A 19,171-nucleotide genomic window follows, 5' to 3' on the forward strand; every position below is an offset into this window, starting at 1 on the left:
GTGGGAGAGTAGGACACCGCCGGACTTAACTTAGAAACACCAGAAAAGCCATCCCTCACGGGATGGCTTTTCTGCGTTAACGGCCACCTGCGGGTGGCCGTTCTGCGTTAACCCACGCTGCACGAAAGCCCAACCCAGCTTAGGCAGGACAGCCCAGGGCGGAGTAGGGCAGGGCAGGGCTGGGCGGGGTGGCGGGGTGGCGGGACACTCGCTCCTCAGCTCAAACATTCGGGGTGTTCTGGCAGGCTCCGCGAAGAGCGTGCGGAGCCTGCCAGAACACCCCGAAAACTCGACACCCCGCGAATATCCCGCCACCCCGCCCCAACATGAACGAATTTGTGTTGCGTCACAGTTGGTGCAAGTCATTCCCCGCACACGCTGCATTACTAAGCCTCCGCTTGTGGTGGGGCATTTTTCTCGTCGACGTTAGCGCGAGGGGGAGGGCGCGAGGTTGAAGATGACGGTGTTGGCCTCTTCAGGCCGAGGTTTACTTTTTGGAGAAATCATTCGGTGTGAGACCCGCGATGCGATGCGCATGAGCGTGGAGCGTGTCCTCGTCGATGTGTACCCCAATGTCCGTAAAGCGCTGACGTAGAGCGTTGAGAACGTGCGCCTCGTCATGACCGGCCAGATCAGCTTCTTGTTGCATCAGAATCCCTGCCGCCTTGGCGTCATCCGGTTGGAAATGTTGGTCTTGAACCGGTTCGTCTTGGGTGCCGCTGTCGTCGGTCATTCTTTCCTTCTCTTCATCGGATTCGCCACGAGCATTGCGTGTAAACGCGTCAAGGAGCGAGCGATCGTGCAAGGACGTTCATCAGCGCGCATTGATGCCACGGTAGTCCTCGAAGCTGACGCTGACCAGTGTCATGCGCTTCGCGGGGAGCTGTGCTGGTGCTTTCATCGTGACAGAAGGCACGTAGTATCGCCGATAGAGCCAGAGTTTTTGCGTGGGTGGCAGCACGACTTAGGGTGGTCCGTGGCGCGGGTGGCACAGGTACGGCACCGGCCAGCGCCTGAACCGAACCCGGACGCCCACCCCATTGGTTGGAACGGCCGGGTTCAGTCGGTGAGCTCAGCAGGGCAGATTACTCGGCGCGTGCCACAAACCGCACCGCCATGGCTTTGTAGCCGGGCGTGTTCGATTCTCTCGCTACGAGCTCGCGGTGCATCAACGCGTTGGCTTCCGGGAAGTACGCCGTCGCACATCCGCGTGGAGTCGGATAGAACACGAGACGAAAGTCGTCCGCGTGGCGTTCGGCACCCTGGAAGGTACTGATCACATCGACCGCGGCACGATCAGAGAAACCCATCTCCATCGCGTCCTCGGCATTGATCAGAATCACCCGGCGACCGTTGGAGATGCCGTGGTAGCGGTCGTCAAGACCGGAGAACGTGGTGTTGCACTGGTCGTGGCTGCGCATGGTCTGCAAGATGAGGTGGCCGGCCGGCGGGGTGAGGTATTCCAGTGGGCTCACAGTGAAGCGGGCACGCCCAATGTCGGTCTTGAAGCTGCGGGTATCTCGTGGCGGGTTTGGCAACACGAAGCCGTTCTTCGTCTTGAGTCGGGCGTTGAAGTCAGTGAAACCTGGCAACACCCGCGAGATGTGGTCACGGATGACGTCACAGTCGTCAGACACGGCCTTCCAGTCGATGACGTGGTCGGCGCCGAGGGTGGCGTTAGCCATGCGGGCGATGATCACGGGCTCGGCCAGCAGGTGGTCTGAAACCGGTTTCAGGCGTCCCTGGGTGGTGCGCACAACGGACATGGAATCTTCGACGCTGAGCACCTGACGGCCACCCGGATGCTTGTCATCGGTATCAGTGCGGCCAAGGGTCGGCAGAATCAACGAGGTCAGTCCGTGGCGAACGTGCGACCGGTTGGGTTTGGCCGACACGCTCACTGTCAGGCCTACCCGCTGCATCGCTGCCTTGAGTAGATCGGTGTCCGAGCACGCCAACGCGAAATTACCGCCCATGGAAATAAAGACGTCAACATTGTTCTTCTCGAACGCGTCAACGGTGTCGACTGAGTCGAGGCCATGTTCGCGCGGAGATTCAATCGAGAATTCCCGGTTTAGGGCCGCGAGCATCGGCTCCTGCGGCTTCTCCCAGACGCCCATAGTGCGATCGCCCTGTACGTTGGAGTGTCCCCGCACCGGGCACACCCCCGCGCCGGGCTTACCAAAATTTCCCTGCAACAGGAGCAGATTGATGATCTCCTTGAGCGTGTTTACGGAGTGTGGCTGCTGCGTGAGTCCGAGGGCATCAGTTTCCGTTGTGAATTCGGCCATACTGTCTTCGTTTCGCCCGCTGATGCCAACATTTCAGACTTTCACTCGCGGTCACTCGCGGTCACTCGCGGTCACTCGTGTCAATACGTTCACGACGTGCTGCCATCCGTCGCCGCCATCACCGCCGACAGCAGGCACAGGGCGTGTGCACGTTCGCGTTGGTATCCATTGGCGGCCGCGCACGGCTAGATTTTCGTCAGGGCCTCGCCCTTATGCATCGCTACATGGTCGGTCGTGTCGCTCAAGATCTCGTATTGCGGATCATCACGACTGCAGCGGCGAATGTGGCCTTTGTATTCCACGTCCTTCCTATGAATCTTCGTGATGGTGCCGTGCACATGGCCGGCCTCGGAGTTCCAGCGCACGTGATCGCCGACTAAGAATTTTTTTATCATAGGTGCACCTTCCGCTGCCACAATGTTGCTATATCTCTTCACCCTATTCGCCGTCTTACGTCGCCCCGATCTGGATGTGCACCCTCGGTGATCACTCTTCCGGTGGGTACCAGACACGGTCACCGTGGACCTTGGCAAAGCTGGTCAGGGTGTGCGGCTTGGTCGAGGTCAGGCTCATGATGTCGGTAACCTGCAGGCCCCGCGCCAGCAGCGCATCTCCGATCAGTGATCGGTGACAACGCCAGGGCACGGCTTCGGCACACATGATCGCCACGGTCTGTTTCCTCGTCAGCGCTATCAACTCGTCGACACCGGCAACGAACTCGGGCGTTTGCATGTAGTCGGCGTAGTTGCGAAAGCTCCTGTTAAGCCACGCCCCGTTGATAGACGCTTCTGCCGCGGGGGTGTGCCGTAGCCCGCCGAGCTCGGCGAGTCGCTGATAGTCGATACCTGCCGTCGGCATGCTGACGATAAGTTCGTGTTCCCCAAATTGCGGGTTGTGACGAGACCCCGGAACGGTGCGCACGTCGATGAGTCGTTCGACACCGTGTCTATTCAACATTTCAACGAACTCCTCAAGGGGATGAGTCGAGTGCCCGATCGTGTACACACAGGTTTCAGCCATGCTCCCATTGAACCGCACCTACTACAGCCCGCATCAGGAATGTCCGATGTGTGCGCCCGACACTCGGCTCCGCAATAACGGGGAACCTGTGGACGTTGGCCATCGCCCTGTTGCCATCCCGAAGCCGTCGCTAACCTGATCAGTGCAGGAGGCTTGCTCGTTCCGGTTCACACGAGCTAGGCGCGGATATCGCCGATAACACCGCGGCCACAGGTGTCCGTGAACGAACGGAGAAAGCATGCAACCGATCCCGCAACGTTCCGACCATTCGCGCGCGATTAGCACTACAGGGGCGGGTGGTGTCCCCCTGACAGTGTCAGCGCCGATCGGCGTTGCATGGGCTGGAGTCGTCGTGCTCCACGAGGTGTGGGGCCTCTCCGCGCCAGTTGCCGATCTCGTCGTTCGCCTGGCCGACTGCGGTTACATCACCGCCGCGCCGCACCTCTACCATCGCATCGCAGACCCCGTCGACACCGCTGGAAAATTCGCGCAAGCCCGCCGGTACCACAACACCCTCACGACGGCAGGACTCACCTCTGACATCGAGAGCGCCCTGGCCTGGATTCGCGCCCAGGGAGCACAGAAAGTAGCGATACTAGGGTTCTCCATGGGAGGCACCCTCGCCTTGTGGGCGGCAGCGACACTGCACATCGATGCCGCAGTCACCTTCTACGGCGCCAACTTGGCTTCTCCACGCTGGCCTGGCATTCTCAGTGGAATTGAGGCCGCACGCGTGCTCAAAGCACCCTGGCTGGGAATATATGCCGGCAGGGACGACAGCACCCCCGCCCGTGACATCCAACGAATGCGCGAAATCCTGACCCACACCACCACTCAATCCGCGGTGGTGGTCTACCCCAAAGTTCGCCACGGCTTCGCCCTGGACCCGGACCCTCCACGCCACGCCGCAGACGAGACAGCAGACGCATTCACGCGAACAGCCCTCTTCCTGAAAACCCATTTACGCCAGGCCAACCAGCCATTTCCGTAAAGATCGCCACCACCGTCGACGGCGCTCGCCGACCGCCCCTCCATCAGGTGATCACGGTCATCGACGTGGACAAGCAGGAAGACGGTCGAGCCGATCTGTCAGGAAATGCGGATGGGCTGCCGATATCACCTACATCCGCACGTTCGCGAGTTGGGATACATTCCACGCATCGAGGCCGAAACTGATTTTCACACCCACCAGCCCGCTATCATCCGTATCAAACGGACCTAACCGAGTCTCCAGAACCCGGGGCTTGACCTGACGGATGCTTCAGCCTCTGCATCATCCGTCGTCCGGGATGAAAGCAGATCGGCGTGGTGGGCGGCGGCCACGTTGGGGTGGGCGCGCAGGCGGTAGCGCAGTGCGTTGTCACCGTAGGTGGTTTCGAGAATGGGACTGTTGGTCGGGTCGGCGGAGAGCCCGCGGGCCTCACGAGACAGGCTCTCGTCGAGCTGCAGCCGCGGCATTACGGTGTCGAGTGCTGGATTGAAGAAGAACGGCACGGAGATGCGGTCGGAACCGTCTTCAGGGGAGAAGACGCGGTGCAGAGTGGCCTTGAGGTAGCCATCCGTTGCCAGTTCGAGCATTTCGCCGATGTTCACGACGAAGGCGCCGTCGAGCGGGGGAACGTCGATCCACTCGCCGTCGTGTTCGACTTGCAGACCGTCTTTGTGCGGTTCGACGAGCAGCAGCGTGAGAACTCCACCGTCGCGGTGCTCGCCCACACCCTGAGCACGTACAGGCTGGCCGGGATAGCGCACGATCTTGGTCAAGAGAAAAGCGTTCTCGGCGAGAGCGGCGTCGAAGACGTTCTCGGGGCTGCCGAGGGCGAGTGCCCAGGCGCGCAGCAGGCGAAGCGCGATGCGGCTCAGCTCCGCATTCCAGCACAGGGCGACGGTCTTCAGCTCAGGCAGGGACTCCGGCCAGAGATTCGGGCCCTCAAGGCGCCAATAATCTGGAGTTCCAGCGGCGAAGGGCACGGGCTTGCGGTCTACCCCGATGTCGATTTGCTCACGCCAGTCGACGGCGTTGGCGGTGAGCTCCCCGCCGACGCGGGTATACCCGCGAAACTGGGGACTGTGGATGTTCTCCAGCGTGAGTTTCTGCTCGGCCGGCAAGTCAAAGAACTTGCGCGAGACGGCGAGAAGCTCCTTCGTCAGCTGCGGGTCGACGCCGTGGCCGGTCAGGTAGAAGAACCCGACCTCGTGGGTGACGCGCAGGAGTTCAGCGCGGAATGCCGCAGCTTCGGCCTCGCCAGCGTCGAGTTGAGAGAAATCGAGGATTGGGAGTGAAAGCACGATGGTTCAAGTCTGACACCGGGCAGGCCAGCTGCTGCCTCGGCATCATGTCGAATCGCGCGTAAATGCTGCTGATGTTGAGGCCAGGCCACGCACTCAGTGCCGCCCGTACTGGGTCAATCAGCGGTTGGGGAAGCCGTGGGGGAGGCCGGTCAGGACCGGGGCCAGGCGCGCCAAGCGCTCGCGCTCGAGGAGGAGGGCGGTGTATTCGCGTTCTCGGCGCACGGCGGCGACTCCGATGAGGAAGGACTCGGCCGGAGCATCGGGCAGTGGGGAGACGAACGGAGTGACCTCCGCCGAGAGGGTCTGAGCCAGACGTTCGCGGGTCAGTGGGGTCAGGTGAGGTGACTGCCGCAGGTACTGGGCCACCCGCCGCGCCAGCTGGTCGGGCAGCCGGGCAATGTCAACGGTCTGCGACCACGGCAGTAATGCTTCGGGCATCGGGCGCGGGATCTCGTTGTTACGTTGGACGCGCTCGTGCTGGCTGTAGGTGCCGGCCAGGAGGTCGCCGAGGCGCTTCGATCGGCCGTTGAGCAAGGCTGTGATGGCGGCGAGCCCGCCGAGCGTCATGATGATCTCCAGCACCCCGGTCAAGGCCCGAATGAATGCGTGGCGCAGGGAGATCGCTCCGCCGTCGTCGCGCACGATGCGGGCACCGATGGCGAGCTTGCCGAGCGATCGACCGTGAGTGAGGGTCTCGACCAGCACCGGCACGATCAGTACGGCGAAGACGAGCGCAGCAATCGAGATGGCCTGGGTGAGCGCCGAGTCGGTATAGCCCGCGACGGTCGTAACTAGGGCCAGCATAATGAGCAGGTACAGGGCCAGATAGGCGATCGTGTCGATGATCGAGCCGGCGGCGCGCAGAATGACGCTGGCGGGGTGCACGTCGAGCGCGACTGCCTCGCCGGTGACGAGCTCGTCGTCGCGAATCAGATCACTGTGACGGTCGGCACGATCGGCGGGACGCCCGGTCTCGTTCATGTCTACTATTGAATCAGATGGATCTCGATGCTTACACGGCCGCGCATCGCGCCGACTGGGACCGCCTGACCGAGCTTGGAGCCCGGCGGGAGCTGAGCGGTGCCCAGTCCGACGAACTCATCGAGCGCTATCAGGCCGGTGCCACTCAGCTCTCAGCGATCAAGTCCACTGCCGGGTCGACTCTCGAAGGTGACCGGCTGTCGGTCGGTCTCTCTCGTGCCCGGCTGCGTTTCACCGGCGTGAATGCCAATGTGTTGGCGCAAATTCCGCGATTTTTCGTCGCCCAGCTGCCGGCGGCCCTCTATCGGCTGCGCTGGCTGACGCTCGTGGTCGCCGTGGTGACCTTTCTAGTCGCCGGCTTGTACGCGGTGTGGGCCTACAACGATCCAGAGGTGCTCGCGAATCTAGGAACGGAGACCCAACTCGCTCAGCTGGCCAACGAGGACTTCGTCGGCTATTACTCAGCGAACCCTGCGGCGTCATTCACCGGATTTGTCTGGACGAACAATGCCTGGATCGCCGCACAGTGCATCGCCTTTGGCATCACCGGGGTCTACGTGCCGTTCATTATTCTGCAAAACGCCATGAGCCTCGGCACCACAGCGGCGATCATGTTCGCCTACGACAAGGGTGACGTATTCTTTCTCTACATCGCCCCGCACGGGCTGCTCGAACTGACCGCTATCTTCGTGGCAGCGGCTGGCGGACTGCTCATTTTCTGGGCCTGGATCGCCCCCGGTGCCCGCACCCGCGGGCAGGCACTCGCCGAAGACGGCCGCGCGCTGTTCACGGTGGCCATCGGTCTCGTTTTCGTGTTGCTGGTGTCGGGCATCATCGAGGGATTCGTCACTCCGCAGGCGTGGCCATGGCCGATCAAGATCGGTATCGGAGTCGTCGCCCTCGGCGCATTCCTGACGTACATGATCGTGGTCGGCGGCCGCGCCACTCGCGCCGGTGAAACCGGCGACCTGAGTGAGTTTGAGGCCGGAAGCACCCGCCTCTACGCTGCCTGACACCTCGCCTCGCTGCCGATTGCCGAAACTAGTTGCTGGTCGTTTCTGGTGGTCTCCACGGTCTTGAGTGGCGGGAGTGGTGTTGTCGCGGACGGTGCCAAGGGTGTCCCCGCAGCCGTTGGTCGTCAGAGCCGGCCGGCAGCCTTGAGGGCGATGTAGCGGTCGGCCAGGGCCGGCGGGAGCTGCGCGGGCGAGGCGGTGACAACATCCGCTCCCAGCCGACGGATAGCAGCCGATACGCGTGCCACGTCGAGCAGGGCCCGTTCCGCCGCCGCCGCCCGGTAAATCTCGTCGCGACCACCGCGGGTGGCTGCGGCGAGCACGGTGGCAGGGTCGAGCACGGAGGCCACGATCACCGTGTGTCGTTTGGTGAGCTGGGGCAGCACCGACAGCAGCCCGGTCGACGCCCCCGCAGCGTCGACCGAGGTGAGCACCACGACCAGGGCATGCTGGCTCGTGATGGACCGCACCTGCCCGGGAACGGCGGCCCAGTCCATCTCGATCAGTTCCGGGTCGATCAGGGCCATCGAATCGACCAGCTGCGAGAGCAGAGCGGCCCCGCTGGCACCCTGCACACGGCCGCGCACCCGGCGGTCGAACGCGAGAAAATCCACCCGGTCGCCGGCAACCGAGGTGAGCGCGGCGAGCAGCAGGGAAGCCTCGAATGCGGTGTCGAGGCGTGGCTCATTATCGACCCGCGCCGCCGAGGTTCGCCCGGTGTCGAGCAGAATGACGACGCGGCGATCGCGCTCCGGTCGCCAGGTGCGCACCATCACATCGTTGCGCCTGGCAGTGGCCCGCCAGTCGATCGAGCGCACGTCGTCGCCGCGCACGTATTCGCGCAACGAATCAAACTCGGTGCCCTGCCCGCGCACCATCACGCTCGTGCGTCCGTCGAGCTCCTTGAGCCGCGTGATTCGTGCGGGCAGGTGTTTTCGGGCATGAAAAGGCGGCAATACCCGGATGCGCCCCGGCGCGTTCAGCGTGGCCTGGCGGTTCCACAGGCCGAGCGGCCCGCGCGAGCGCACCGTCACCTGTTCGACCCGTCGTTCCCCGCGTCGAAACGGTGTGAGCGTGAGCGAGACGAGCCGCCGTTCCCCGGACGGGACCACGACGCGGCTGCGATTGCGTCCGGCGCCTGCCGACGGTTGCCAGGCATCCCGCACGACGCCGACCAGGCGGCGGCGCCCGGTGTTGGTGAGGTACAGCTCGCTCGTGACGGATTCCCCGAGTCGAACCCGGGCGGGCAGTATCCGTTCGACCGTCACGGCACGCGGAGACGCCGCCAACGCGAGGTCAAGGCCGCCAAGGACGAACACCAGCAGCAGCCAGAGAACGAGAACGCCGGTGGCGGCCGCAGGATCGGGCCCGAACAGCACGATAGGCACCACCCCGAGGGCGAGGAGAAGAACGAACCGTCCGCTGAGCGTCATCGTTAGATCGGAACCTGAACCTGCTGCAGCACGCCGCGCAGAATGGCGTCCACCGAGACGCCCTCGAGTTCGGCCTCCGGGCGAAGCTGCACGCGGTGACGCCAGACCGGCAACGCCATCGCCTGTACGTGATCGGGCGTGATCGAGTCGTAGCCGCTCAGCCAGGCCCACGCCTTGGTGGCGGCGAGCAGCGCGGTCGTTCCGCGGGGACTGACACCGAGCTTGACCGAGGGACTCATGCGCGTGGCGCGGGCCAGGTCGACGATGTAGGCGAGCACATCCGCACTCGAACCGACCCGCGCCACCGCGGCCTGTGCCGCAGCAAGTTCGACCTGGCCGAGCACCGCGTTCACCCCGGCCCCGGCCAGGTCGCGCGGATTGAAACCGGCAGCGTGGCGGCGCAGTACTTCGATCTCATCGACGCGTTGGGGGACTTCGAGCACGAGTTTGAGCAGAAACCGGTCCAGCTGCGCCTCCGGCAGCGTATACGTGCCCTCGTACTCGATCGGGTTCATGGTCGCCGCCACGATGAACGGCTCCGGTAGCTTGAGCGATTCGCCGTCAACGCTGACCTGCCGTTCCTCCATGGCCTCAAGCAGTGCGGACTGCGTCTTCGGCGGCGTCCGGTTGATCTCGTCGGCGAGCATGATGTTGGTGAACACCGGGCCCTGCCGAAACTCAAACTCGCCCGCGCGGGCATCGTAGATGAGCGACCCGGTCACGTCCCCTGGCATCAGGTCGGGCGTGAACTGGATGCGCTTCGTGTCAAGGCTCAGCGCGTGGCTGAGCGTACGCACGAGCAGCGTTTTGGCCACCCCGGGCACACCCTCAAGCAACACGTGGCCGCGCGCGAGCAGCGCGATGATCAGCCCGGTCACCGCGCCGTCCTGCCCGACGACGGCCTTACCGACCTCGGAGCGCACCCGGTTGAGCGCGGCCCGCAGCGCGGCGGCATCCTCTGCGGTCGAGGGCACCGCAGCTGCGAGCGAGTCAGCGGGCGTGATTGGGGTGGCAGGAGTGGTCATGAGTCCATTCTTTCGGCTGGAGGGGGTGGTAATTCCTGAGAATCGGATGCCGACGCCCGAGCAGCCGGCGCGGCCCCGGCTCGCACGGCCTGACCGGTCGCGTGTTCGAGAGCCTGTAAAGCGTCGGAGAATGCCATCAGCTGCGCGTCCGATTTGGGGATCGCGCCCACCAACACTCGCCGCACGTCATCGGGAGTGCGGCCGGTGAAATGGGCGACCGAGCCGACGACCTCCTCCAGGTGTGCGAGGCGGCCTAGGCCAACAGCGAGGGCGAGTCGCTGCACAGCGCCGACCCGCAGGGCGTCCAGCGCCCTGAGCCGGGCATTGCTGCGCGCGTACAACCGGGCGCGACCCTCCATGGTCTCGCTCGCTTTCACCGTGACCGGCAGGTTCTCGGCCACGAGCGGTCCGAACCGCGCTCCCCGCCAGAACGCAGCGGCGGCGGCGGCGAGTATGAGCAGAACGAGCACCGGGGTGACCCAGCCGGGCGTCAAGTCGGCGAGTGACGGGGGCCCGGTGCGGGGCAGATCGGCCAGTGTTGGCAGGTACCAGACCAGCGAGTCGCTCGGCCCCAGCAGCCCGAGTGCGAACGCCGCATTACCGTAGTCAGTGATGTGTTCATTACTGAACAGGCGGGCGTCAGGCACGAGGGAGATGATCCCGCCGGTCCTGTCGTTCTGCACCTGAACCAGCGAGAAAGTGTTGGTGCCGCTGGCAAAACAACCGGTGAGAAGCGGATGCCCGCCCCCGGGCGGAATGGAGAGGGTGTCCCCGCCCGGTGACAGTTCCCCGGCTCGATTCGCGGCCGGCACAAAGCAGTCAGCGGCGAGAGTGTCGGATGCGGACACACCGCCAAAGCCCACGGCCGGGGCCAGCGCCTGAAGAGCCAGAAAATCCGGTGCCGCGACAACGGTGCGCGCGCCGAGGTCGCCCAGTTCGCGCAGTTGCGACTGATCGAGGTAGCTGTTCTCGTCATACAGGAGCACGGTTGAATTTGTTCCGACTGAGCCCCGCACCTCGGCCAGGGAACTGGCGAGAGTCACGGTGACGCCCTGCTGGCGAAGCACCTCTACGAGCGCCATCGAGCCGGCCGGAGCAGCGTTGTCCCCGGCAAGCGCTCGGCCAACCGCCTGGCTGCCGCCGGACACGACCACGGCGACAATCGCGGTGGCCAGAATGCAGGCAGCGGCGATCAGCCAGAATGAGGAGCGGCCCAGCAGCGCTCGCAGGGTCGGGGTAGCCACGGTCGTGCTGCCGGCAGCACCGCCGACAGCACCAGTCAAGCGAGCAGGCGCATCGGTTGGGGAACCGAGCGTTGCGCTCATGTCCGACCTGCCTCGGTCAACGGGGCGAGTATGGCGGGCGCCGCAGCCCGCAAATCGGCCTCGAGCGCGGCGAGGGCGCGGTAGTCGGGCTCGAGACCGACCTGTTCGAGGTAGCGCACCCGATCAAAGGTGTCCGCAGCGCGGGCCAGTGCCGAACCGTGGGACGGAAACGCCAGCTGAGCCCGGGCAGCGAAATCATGCGCGGTCGTGCCGGGCGTGACCGAGAGCACCGTGCGTTCAGCCAAGCAGCGGGCCAGGGCGCGAAAAATCTCCTCGCAGGCCAGGCTCCAGTCGCCGCGACCGGCCGCCGCGTCGGCCGCCGCGCGCATCTCGGAGCTGCTGCGCTGGTCGATCGCGCCGAACAGGTCGAGATCTGCCCGGCGGCGCCTGGCCAGTTTTGGCGCGCCGAACAGCAGCCAGCCCGCCACGAGCACGGCGAGCACGAGTACGGCCGCGACAATCGGTACCCAGCCGGTCAGGCTGCCGTCGCCGCTGCCAGCCAGTGAATTGAGCCAGTCGAGAAAAGCCTGGGACGCCCGGTCGAACCAGGTCGGTCGGGCCGCTGCGTACGGGGCTTTAGCGAGCTCTTCGCGCAGCCACTGGCGAGCGTCTGGCGCGTCAGGAACCACCGGAACATCACGCGGCACGCCGAATGTGAAGCGGTCGAGGAGTGATTCGACCACCGATCCGAGCTGCGCCAGGCCCATCTCGGTCATGCCGCCGAGTATCCGCCGGAAACGGTTGGCGCCAGATACGGGTCGGGTACGTTGCCGCCCTGCGCTACGGATTCAACGTAGCGGGCCAGCTCAAGGTCGAGGCCTTCCTTGCGCATGCGCAGGTCGAGGTAGACCAGCGCTACGGTCGCTGACTGCACAACAGCCGCCACCGCCGCTACGGGAACGGCGATGATCAGGCTGACGATGGTGAGGATGATGGACGACTGCTCCATGAACGCCCCGGCCGGGTCCACGAGCGTAGTGCCGATTCCCATGAGCAGCGACACGGGCAAGCTGATGATCTGGCTGATGACCTGCACGATCACGGTGATCAGCAGCAGAATGCCCAGCGTGCGCCAGAAGTAGCCGCGCGTCAGCGACCAGGACCGAATAACGGATGCCCGCACGCCCAGGTTCTCCAGCACGATCAGGCTCGGGACCACACTGGTTTTAGTAAAGAGGAATGCGCTCGTGGCCACGAGCAGCAGACCGCCGAAGACACCGATGAGAACGCCGGCGACGAGGCCAACGGCACCGCCGACGCTGATCAGGAGCACGACGATGCCGGCCAGCACGGCCACGCCGACGAGCAGTGCACCGCCCAGCAGCAGGGTCCACAGGGTCAGCGGCCAGAGACGAGTTGCTGCCCGGCGCCACAGAGTGCCGAGCCGCAGTTTCTCGCCCAGGGTCGCGCGGGCCACCTCGACCACGATGATGGCCTGCAGCAGCGCAGAAGCGATGAGCGACAGAGTGATCGGAATGATGGCGGACAGCAAGCCTGCCAGCACCGAGCCGGCCGTGACGGCATCCTTTTGGTCGAGCGGGGCGCTGTCAATGCGGTCAAGGGCCCAGAACGCGACGAGCCCGACGATGACCACGGTGACGAGCGTAATCACCGCCTGCACGATCAGGCCACTACCAAAGGTGGCCTTGGGATTGCGGCGCAGGACCCGGAAAGACGCACCGAGCAGCGTACCGAATCCGATCGGCCGCAGTGGAATCAGTCCAGGCTTGGGCGGAGGCGCCCAAGCCTGGCCTGGGTTGCTGCCTGGAAAGGGTCCATTCGGATGCGGCGCGCTCTGATAGGGCGAGGACGGTGTCGCCAACTCCCCATAGCGCGGTGGAACGGGGGCGTCGGGGGCTAGCCAGGGGTCGGTCACTCTTCAATGCTGGCACAGGTCGATCGAGAAATGCGCTCGCGAGCACTCTGTCAGCGCACTCAGCTACTCTTATGCGAGACTTTGCCCTACTCATCGGGCAATCTGCTGAGCGAACGACATCAGAGCACACGGAGCTGACGTTCTGGAAAGAGACCCATGACTGCACGTATTTTGGTTATCGATGACGATACCGCCCTGTCCGAGATGATCGGCATCGTTTTGCAAGGCGAGGGCTTCACCCCGGGTTTTTGTGCCGATGGATCGCTCGCCTTCGAAGCGTTTCGTACCGAGAAGCCGGACCTGGTCTTGCTCGACCTCATGCTGCCCGGCCTCGACGGCATCGAAGTGTGCCGGCTGATCCGCGCAGAATCGGGGGTGCCGATCATCATGCTCACCGCCCGGTCTGACACCACCGACGTGGTCAAGGGGCTCGAGTCCGGTGCCGACGACTACATGGTCAAGCCGTTCAACCCCAAGGAACTCGTCGCTCGCATTCGCACACGCTTGCGCCCGCCCGCTGTCGACGGCGCATTAGCCCTGCACATTGGTGACCTCGTGGTGAACGCAGTCGGCCACGAAGTCACCCGCGGAACGGCGGCGATCAACCTCACGCCGCTCGAATTCGACCTGCTGCTGGCCCTCGCCTCGAAACCCCAGCAGGTCTTCACCCGCGAAATGTTGCTGGAGCAGGTCTGGGGTTACCACTACAAGGCGGACACCCGGCTCGTGAACGTGCACGTGCAGCGGCTGCGATCCAAGGTCGAGCACGATCCCGATAATCCCAAGATCGTCATGACGGTGCGCGGCGTCGGCTATCGCGCCGGTACGATCAGCTAGAAATCGCAGACCAGAGATGTCCCCCCGGCGACGCCCAGAGAAACGGTTTCCGAAACCGTGCCTCAGCTGACCTATTGGAGCAGGCCGCGCAACTGGCCGAGGCTCGTGCGCGCGTCGTGGCGCTCGTCCCTGCAATTTCGCACGGTGACGATTTCCGTCGCACTGTCCGGGCTGGCCATTCTGGTCGTGGGCGTGTACATGTCGGTCAGTATCGGTACTGACCTGTTTCAGTCGCGGCTCAGCCAGGTCCTGCTGGAATCAGACCGTGCGAGCAGTTCCGCGCAGAGCCTCTTCGATTCCTCCGACGCCACCGACCGGGTCGAAGTGCAGAACCTGCTCAGTTCGGCCCGCACCTCGATCTCCGCTGCCTCGTCGAGCCGACTGGTCGCGGTGCTGCGGGTGCCTGGCCAGGATCCGTCGACCGTCGCGCCGCTCGATTCGTCGACGTTTGGGCAATCGACCGGCGTGATCGGAGCAGACCTGCGCACCGAGGTGCAGGCGAATGACGGTGATCAGTTTTGGCAGTCCGTCACCCTGACCGGTGACGAGGCCACCACCATGCCCGGGATCGTGGTCGGGTCGCAGATCACGGTTCCCGTGGCCGGCCGATACGAGCTGTACATCGCCTACAGTCTGCAGGATTCCGAAGCGACGCTGCTCTTCGTGCAACAGACGCTCGGGGTGGCCGGTGTCGCGCTCGTCCTGCTGATCGGGGCCGTATCGTGGATCGTCGTGCGCTTCGTCGTCACGCCATTGCGGGTGGCCGCCGAGACGAGCCAGAAACTTGCCTCCGGCGACCTTGAAGTGCGCATTCCCGAGAAGGGCGAAGACGTCATCGCCACGCTTGCCCGCTCGTTCAACGGCATGGCCGACAGTTTGCAGAGCCAGATTCGTAAGCTCGCCGACCTGTCCGAGGTGCAACAACGTTTTGTATCGGATGTCTCGCACGAATTGCGAACGCCACTCACGACCATCCGCTTGGCCGGCGATGTGCTCTATGACCAGCGGGCGACTTTTCCGCCAGCCACCAGTCGCACCGCTGAGTTGCTGCACACCCAGGTGGAACGCTTTGAGTTGCTGTTGAGCGACCTGCTCGAAATCAGCCGGTACGATGCCGGGTCGGTGGAACTCGAGAGTGAACCGACGAATCTGGTCTATCTCGCCGAGGACGCCATCGACAGCCTGAAGTCACTGGCCGAGTCGAAGGGGAGTGATCTGCGGATCGTAGCGCCGGGCGGGTATCTCAACGCCGACGTCGACCCGCGACGCATCCGGCGGGTTCTGCACAACCTCATTGGCAACGCCATCGAGCACGGTGAGGGTAAACCCGTCGTGGTGTCAGTCGACAGCGACGAGAACGCGGTCGCGCTCGCCGTGCGAGACTACGGGCTCGGCATGACCCGGGCCGAAGTCGCGCACGTGTTCGACCGGTTTTGGCGTGCTGATCCGTCTCGCCAACGCACGATCGGGGGTACCGGACTCGGACTGGCCATCTCGCGCGAAGACGCGAGCGTGCACAACGGCTGGCTACAGGTCTGGTCGAGTCCGGGCGAGGGGTCATGTTTTCGGCTGACCCTGCCGCGCACGGCCGGAGCTGTGCTCGAATCGTCCCCGATCCCTTTGCCACCCGACGACGCAACGGCCGCGTTGGGCGACGTCGGGCATGTGCTTGGCATGGGCGGAGATCAGCATGACTGATCGCAGAGCGCGTGGTTCAATCTGGCGGGTCGTGCCGGCGCTGTTGGTGGCCGTCAGTCTTGCCGTTGGGCTCGGTGGCTGTACCGGTATTCCGCGCGACGGTGCCGTACACGCCGGCAATGACATTGCGCCGGACGATAATCCGGCACCGGTTTTTCTGCCGGCGCTACCGCAGAAGGACGCCTCGACGGAGGCTATTCTGAGCGGCTTCATCGACGCGTCGTCAAGCCCGGAGAACAACTACGACATCGCCCGCCAGTTTCTGGCTCCGGCGTTTCAATCCAGTTGGGACCCCACCTCGGGCGTCACCGTCGACAACGGTTCAGGGCGCACCCTGACCGTCATCGACGCGGCCACCACCCTCGTGGCGGTCACGCCGATCGCCGAAGTGGACCAGTCCGGGGAATACCGCGAGGTCGACGCGAGCCCGGTACCGTTGCGCTACGAATTTGCGCAGATCGATGGCCAGTGGCGCATCAGCGCGGCTCCGGATGGCACGGTGATCGACGAAAACACCTTCAATGAGGTGTTCAGTGCCCAGCCGGTCTATTTTTACGATCCTGGTTTTCAGTTTTTGGTGCCGGACCTGCGCTGGTTTCCGCGCGGCGCATCCGCTCCGACGAAACTGGTCAATGCGGTCTTGAACGGACCGAGCGCCTGGCTGACCGGTGCCGTGGCCACGGCGTTTCCGCAAGGATCCGAGCTCACCGCCGATGCCGTGCAGGTTGTCGGGCGTCAGGCCATGGTCGATCTGAACAGCGAAGCCCTCAACGCCGATCGGCAGACTCTCCAACGCATGAAGGCGCAGCTGGCGGCGAGTCTGCCGACGGGCCTGACAGTCGAAATCACCATCGACCAGAACTCCCAGGCCATTACTGCTCTGGAATCAGGGGCACCGCTCGTGGATCCGCGGGTAGATGCCCGGGCGCTCGTACTGCGCGGTGACGAGTTCGGTTTTCTCGCCGCGACCGGGCAGAGCGTCACTCCGCTGGATGGGCTTTCTGAGCCTATCGCCCAGCTGGCTCCGACCGCTGTGACGCTCGCATCGGGCCAGGGATCGGCGGCCGTACTCGCCAGCGACGGCGTCTACGTCGTTCGGGCCGGCGATGAACCCGAGCTGCTCGATGCGCGCGCGGGGCTGCTCGCGCCATCGATCGACAATGGCCGCTTCGTCTGGTCGGTGCCGGCTAACGATCCAAGTGCTCTCGTCGTCTACAGCCCCACCGGGGAAGCAACCCTGCTGCCTACCCCGTGGCCAGAGGCCACGTCGATCGCGGCACTAAAAGTGTCCCGAGACGGCTCTCGGCTGATTGCGCTCCTCGGCACCGGTTCTGAGACCCGATTCGTCATCGCCTCCATCATTCGAACCGGCGCGGCGCCGACCGGGATCGGTGCGCCCGTACTGCTGGCGTCGGGCGGCGGAGTCGGCCGTGACGCAACCTGGATCAATGAATTGACCGTCGCCTCGCTCAGCACGCTGCCCAGCGGAGAAGCCCGCATCGTCGCGCAACAGATTGGTGGCGTCAGCACCATTCTCGAATCCCCTGTGAGTAGCCGGTTCATTGTCGGCAGCAACTCGGTGCGTGATCTGCGAGCCCTCACTGACAGCGGCAGCCTCGCGGTGCAACGTGGAGCAGGCTGGCAGGCTCGCATCGACGGCGTGACCGTGCTCGCCACCCAGCAAGGCCTCGGCGACTGAGCAACCCGCCGCTTCTCCCCAGGAGGCGCCGAGGCGCGCTTATCCACCGCCGGTGCGTTCGGGCTGGCCCTGCCGGTATCCCGCGGCACACTGAGGTCATGAATCGACAGTTGCGCGATCGTCTGGCCGCTGCGAGCCGGGATGCCTGGGCAACCGTGCTGCCGACCGAGTGCAGTGGCTGTGGTGTCGTCGACCGTGCCCTCTGCGCCGAGTGCCGGCGGGCGCTGGTGCCTTCCGTACACCCGGTCGTCCGCGACGACGCCGTCATCTGGGCCGCACTCACCTACGAGGGCGCTGCCCGTCATGCGATCGCGGCTTACAAAGACGGCGGCCGAACGGATGCCGCCGCCGCGCTCGCCGGGCCGCTGCGGGCGGCCATCGTGGCCGCGCTGGCCGCCGTGCCCGCTGGCCGTCGGGGTCGTGATGCTACGCGTTGCGATGCCGGCCCCGAAATCCAGCTCGTGACCATTCCGTCGTCTCGTCGGGCCTGGCGTGTTCGGGGCTACCACCCGGTCGATGCCCTGCTGCACCGTGCCGGCCTGCACTCGTTTCCGGCGCTCGCGCAGCGCACTGAGGCCCTCGACCAAGTGGGCCTCGGCCGGGCGGCGCGGGCCGCGAACAAGAGCAACAGCCTCGTCGCCAGGCGTCCGCTCGACGGGGTGCTGGTGATCCTGGTCGACGACATCGTAACCACGGGAGCGACCCTGCTCGAGGCGCGCCGCGCCGTGTCTGCTGCCGGCGGTGCCGTCGTCGGTCTGGCCACACTCGCGGAAACACGGCGTCTGCTGTCCCCGTAATTGCCCTGTGGGCAAACTCGTCGACAAATAATGTGACTTCTTCCACTCCCACGGCTACGGTGGAGACAAAGGCGTGCACTGATCGCCCGGTTTTGGGCGGTCCGCCAAACTGGAGGTCGTCATGGAAACTAACATTGTGGGACGCAACCTTGGGATCACTGATCGCTTCCGGGATTACGCGACGGAGAAGGCCGAGAAAATTGCCCTTCTCGCCGATAAGGCCCTCGCGCTCGAGATCAAGGTCAGTCGCCACCACGAGAAGAACGGGGCGGCCGTCGGCAACGACCGGGTCGAACTCACCCTGATCGGCAAGGGTCCGTTGGTGCGGGCCGAAGCAGACGGATCCGACAAGTACGCCGCTTTTGACGTGGCGCTGGGTCGTTTGCTCGAGCGTGTTCGTCGTGCCAAGGACCGCAAGAAGGTACACCGCGGCGGCGCCCACCGGCCCACCTCGCTACACGAAGCGTCCGCGGTTGGCTTCAGCGTCATCGACATCACGCCGGCCAACCCCGAGACGCTCGAGCGGGTGCGAACCGGTGCGATTCCCATCGTGCAAGCGGATGCCCCCGAGGCCTCCCCCGAGGAGGATTACTGCCCCGTCGTCATCCGTCGCAAGGTCTTCGCGGCGGCCCCCATGACCGTCGATGATGCCCTCTACTTCATGGAGCTCGTCGGCCACGATTTCTACCTGTTCCAGGACATCGAAACCAAACGAGCCAGTGTGGTCTACCGCCGCAAGGGCTGGGACTACGGAGTCATCGAACTCGACGGTTCGGTTGGTGAGCTGCAGGAGGCTGTGCCCGTTACCAGCGGGCGTGCCAACTGACCAACTAGCATTACCTTAGCCGCCGACCAGGTCGGTGCTCTGGCAGCTGCCAGACGAG

Annotated in this window: 17 protein-coding genes and 1 pseudogene; 7 read left to right on the forward strand and 11 right to left on the reverse strand. The window is 64.6% G+C overall.

The window, feature by feature from the left end; all coding sequences use genetic code 11:
- Positions 1 to 487: 487 nt before the first annotated feature.
- The 4 genes and pseudogenes from CXY74_RS04285 to CXY74_RS04300 all read right to left on the reverse strand — a co-directional run bounded on the left by CXY74_RS04285 (position 488) and on the right by CXY74_RS04300 (position 3,311).
- Positions 488 to 733, reverse strand: a complete 246-nt coding sequence (locus CXY74_RS04285) for a hypothetical protein (RefSeq protein ID WP_104199290.1) — start codon at positions 731 to 733, stop codon at positions 488 to 490.
- Between the two features lie 352 nt (positions 734 to 1,085).
- Positions 1,086 to 2,264, reverse strand: a pseudogene (locus CXY74_RS04290) (molybdopterin dinucleotide binding domain-containing protein); the annotation flags it as partial.
- A 212-nt stretch (positions 2,265 to 2,476) separates the two neighbouring features.
- Complete coding sequence (locus CXY74_RS04295; RefSeq protein ID WP_104199292.1) at positions 2,477 to 2,686, reverse strand: DUF2945 domain-containing protein; 210 nt, start codon at positions 2,684 to 2,686, stop codon at positions 2,477 to 2,479.
- Between the two features lie 91 nt (positions 2,687 to 2,777).
- On the reverse strand, positions 2,778 to 3,311 hold the full coding sequence (locus CXY74_RS04300; RefSeq protein WP_104199293.1) for a DUF488 family protein: 534 nt from the start codon (positions 3,309 to 3,311) through the stop codon (positions 2,778 to 2,780).
- 313 nt (positions 3,312 to 3,624) lie between these two features.
- Here CXY74_RS04300 and CXY74_RS04305 point away from each other — a divergent pair, with 313 nt between their 5' ends.
- Entirely contained in the window at positions 3,625 to 4,302 is a 678-nt protein-coding gene (locus CXY74_RS04305) for a dienelactone hydrolase family protein (RefSeq protein WP_158252295.1), read from the forward strand.
- A 227-nt stretch (positions 4,303 to 4,529) separates the two neighbouring features.
- On the opposite strand, the gene CXY74_RS04310 is transcribed toward CXY74_RS04305, so the two are convergent.
- Positions 4,530 to 5,600, reverse strand: a complete 1,071-nt coding sequence (locus tag CXY74_RS04310) for an isopenicillin N synthase family oxygenase (protein WP_104199295.1) — start codon at positions 5,598 to 5,600, stop codon at positions 4,530 to 4,532.
- Between the two features lie 120 nt (positions 5,601 to 5,720).
- Positions 5,721 to 6,584, reverse strand: a complete 864-nt coding sequence (locus CXY74_RS04315) for an RDD family protein (protein ID WP_104199296.1) — start codon at positions 6,582 to 6,584, stop codon at positions 5,721 to 5,723.
- Between the two features lie 17 nt (positions 6,585 to 6,601).
- On the opposite strand from CXY74_RS04315, the gene CXY74_RS04320 reads away from it, so the two are divergent.
- Entirely contained in the window at positions 6,602 to 7,597 is a 996-nt protein-coding gene (locus CXY74_RS04320) for a stage II sporulation protein M (protein ID WP_104199297.1), read from the forward strand.
- Positions 7,598 to 7,722: 125 nt separating this feature from the next.
- Here the strand turns inward: CXY74_RS04320 and CXY74_RS04325 are convergent, their stop codons facing one another.
- The 5 genes from CXY74_RS04325 to CXY74_RS04345 are packed head-to-tail and all read right to left on the reverse strand — an operon-like array spanning position 7,723 to position 13,256.
- Entirely contained in the window at positions 7,723 to 9,030 is a 1,308-nt protein-coding gene (locus CXY74_RS04325; protein WP_104199298.1) for a DUF58 domain-containing protein, read from the reverse strand.
- Between the two features lie 2 nt (positions 9,031 to 9,032).
- A complete protein-coding gene (locus CXY74_RS04330; protein ID WP_104199299.1) occupies positions 9,033 to 10,055 on the reverse strand; it encodes a MoxR family ATPase in 1,023 nt (340 codons plus the stop codon).
- Complete coding sequence (locus CXY74_RS04335; RefSeq protein WP_104199300.1) at positions 10,052 to 11,380, reverse strand: DUF4350 domain-containing protein; 1,329 nt, start codon at positions 11,378 to 11,380, stop codon at positions 10,052 to 10,054. The genes CXY74_RS04330 and CXY74_RS04335 overlap by 4 nt, the downstream gene beginning before the upstream one ends.
- On the reverse strand, positions 11,377 to 12,096 hold the full coding sequence (locus CXY74_RS04340) for a DUF4129 domain-containing protein (protein ID WP_233193213.1): 720 nt from the start codon (positions 12,094 to 12,096) through the stop codon (positions 11,377 to 11,379). Before CXY74_RS04340 ends, CXY74_RS04335 begins: the two co-directional genes overlap by 4 nt.
- Positions 12,093 to 13,256 carry a hypothetical protein gene (locus CXY74_RS04345; protein WP_104199301.1) on the reverse strand — a complete coding sequence of 388 codons (1,164 nt, stop codon included), beginning with the start codon at positions 13,254 to 13,256 and terminating at the stop codon, positions 12,093 to 12,095. Before CXY74_RS04345 ends, CXY74_RS04340 begins: the two co-directional genes overlap by 4 nt.
- A 156-nt stretch (positions 13,257 to 13,412) precedes the next feature.
- Here CXY74_RS04345 and mtrA point away from each other — a divergent pair, with 156 nt between their 5' ends.
- From mtrA to hpf, 5 genes are all read left to right on the forward strand, one after another.
- Positions 13,413 to 14,093 carry an MtrAB system response regulator MtrA gene (mtrA, locus tag CXY74_RS04350; protein WP_104196609.1) on the forward strand — a complete coding sequence of 227 codons (681 nt, stop codon included), beginning with the start codon at positions 13,413 to 13,415 and terminating at the stop codon, positions 14,091 to 14,093.
- 57 nt (positions 14,094 to 14,150) lie between these two features.
- Positions 14,151 to 15,791: an MtrAB system histidine kinase MtrB gene (gene mtrB, locus CXY74_RS04355; RefSeq protein WP_199183140.1), complete on the forward strand. Its 1,641-nt coding sequence runs from the start codon at positions 14,151 to 14,153 to the stop codon at positions 15,789 to 15,791.
- Positions 15,784 to 17,490: an LpqB family beta-propeller domain-containing protein gene (locus CXY74_RS04360; RefSeq protein WP_158252296.1), complete on the forward strand. Its 1,707-nt coding sequence runs from the start codon at positions 15,784 to 15,786 to the stop codon at positions 17,488 to 17,490. The genes mtrB and CXY74_RS04360 overlap by 8 nt, the downstream gene beginning before the upstream one ends.
- Before the next feature lie 98 nt (positions 17,491 to 17,588).
- Entirely contained in the window at positions 17,589 to 18,287 is a 699-nt protein-coding gene (locus tag CXY74_RS04365) for a ComF family protein (RefSeq protein ID WP_104199303.1), read from the forward strand.
- Between the two features lie 121 nt (positions 18,288 to 18,408).
- The gene (gene hpf, locus CXY74_RS04370) at positions 18,409 to 19,113 is read left to right on the forward strand and encodes a ribosome hibernation-promoting factor, HPF/YfiA family (RefSeq protein WP_104199304.1); all 705 of its coding nucleotides are present in this window, start codon (positions 18,409 to 18,411) and stop codon (positions 19,111 to 19,113) included.
- The last annotated feature ends 58 nt before the right edge of the window (positions 19,114 to 19,171 follow it).

The sequence above is a fragment of the Cryobacterium sp. Y29 genome, from assembly GCF_002929825.1.
Lineage (GTDB): Bacteria > Actinomycetota > Actinomycetes > Actinomycetales > Microbacteriaceae > Cryobacterium.

What these genes read in the sequence shown, in the direction of transcription:
- CXY74_RS04365 (WP_104199303.1), top strand. Translation starts at nt 17,589, where the DNA reads ATGAATCGACAGTTGCGCGATCGTCTGGCCGCTGCGAGCCGGGATGCC.
- CXY74_RS04335 (WP_104199300.1), bottom strand. Translation starts at nt 11,380, where the DNA reads ATGAGCGCAACGCTCGGTTCCCCAACCGATGCGCCTGCTCGCTTGACT.
- CXY74_RS04285 (WP_104199290.1), bottom strand. Translation starts at nt 733, where the DNA reads ATGACCGACGACAGCGGCACCCAAGACGAACCGGTTCAAGACCAACAT.
- CXY74_RS04340 (WP_233193213.1), bottom strand. Translation starts at nt 12,096, where the DNA reads ATGACCGAGATGGGCCTGGCGCAGCTCGGATCGGTGGTCGAATCACTC.
- CXY74_RS04300 (WP_104199293.1), bottom strand. Translation starts at nt 3,311, where the DNA reads ATGGCTGAAACCTGTGTGTACACGATCGGGCACTCGACTCATCCCCTT.
- CXY74_RS04330 (WP_104199299.1), bottom strand. Translation starts at nt 10,055, where the DNA reads ATGACCACTCCTGCCACCCCAATCACGCCCGCTGACTCGCTCGCAGCT.
- CXY74_RS04360 (WP_158252296.1), top strand. Translation starts at nt 15,784, where the DNA reads ATGACTGATCGCAGAGCGCGTGGTTCAATCTGGCGGGTCGTGCCGGCG.
- CXY74_RS04320 (WP_104199297.1), top strand. Translation starts at nt 6,602, where the DNA reads ATGGATCTCGATGCTTACACGGCCGCGCATCGCGCCGACTGGGACCGC.
- CXY74_RS04295 (WP_104199292.1), bottom strand. Translation starts at nt 2,686, where the DNA reads ATGATAAAAAAATTCTTAGTCGGCGATCACGTGCGCTGGAACTCCGAG.
- mtrA (WP_104196609.1), top strand. Translation starts at nt 13,413, where the DNA reads ATGACTGCACGTATTTTGGTTATCGATGACGATACCGCCCTGTCCGAG.
- hpf (WP_104199304.1), top strand. Translation starts at nt 18,409, where the DNA reads ATGGAAACTAACATTGTGGGACGCAACCTTGGGATCACTGATCGCTTC.
- CXY74_RS04315 (WP_104199296.1), bottom strand. Translation starts at nt 6,584, where the DNA reads ATGAACGAGACCGGGCGTCCCGCCGATCGTGCCGACCGTCACAGTGAT.
- CXY74_RS04325 (WP_104199298.1), bottom strand. Translation starts at nt 9,030, where the DNA reads ATGACGCTCAGCGGACGGTTCGTTCTTCTCCTCGCCCTCGGGGTGGTG.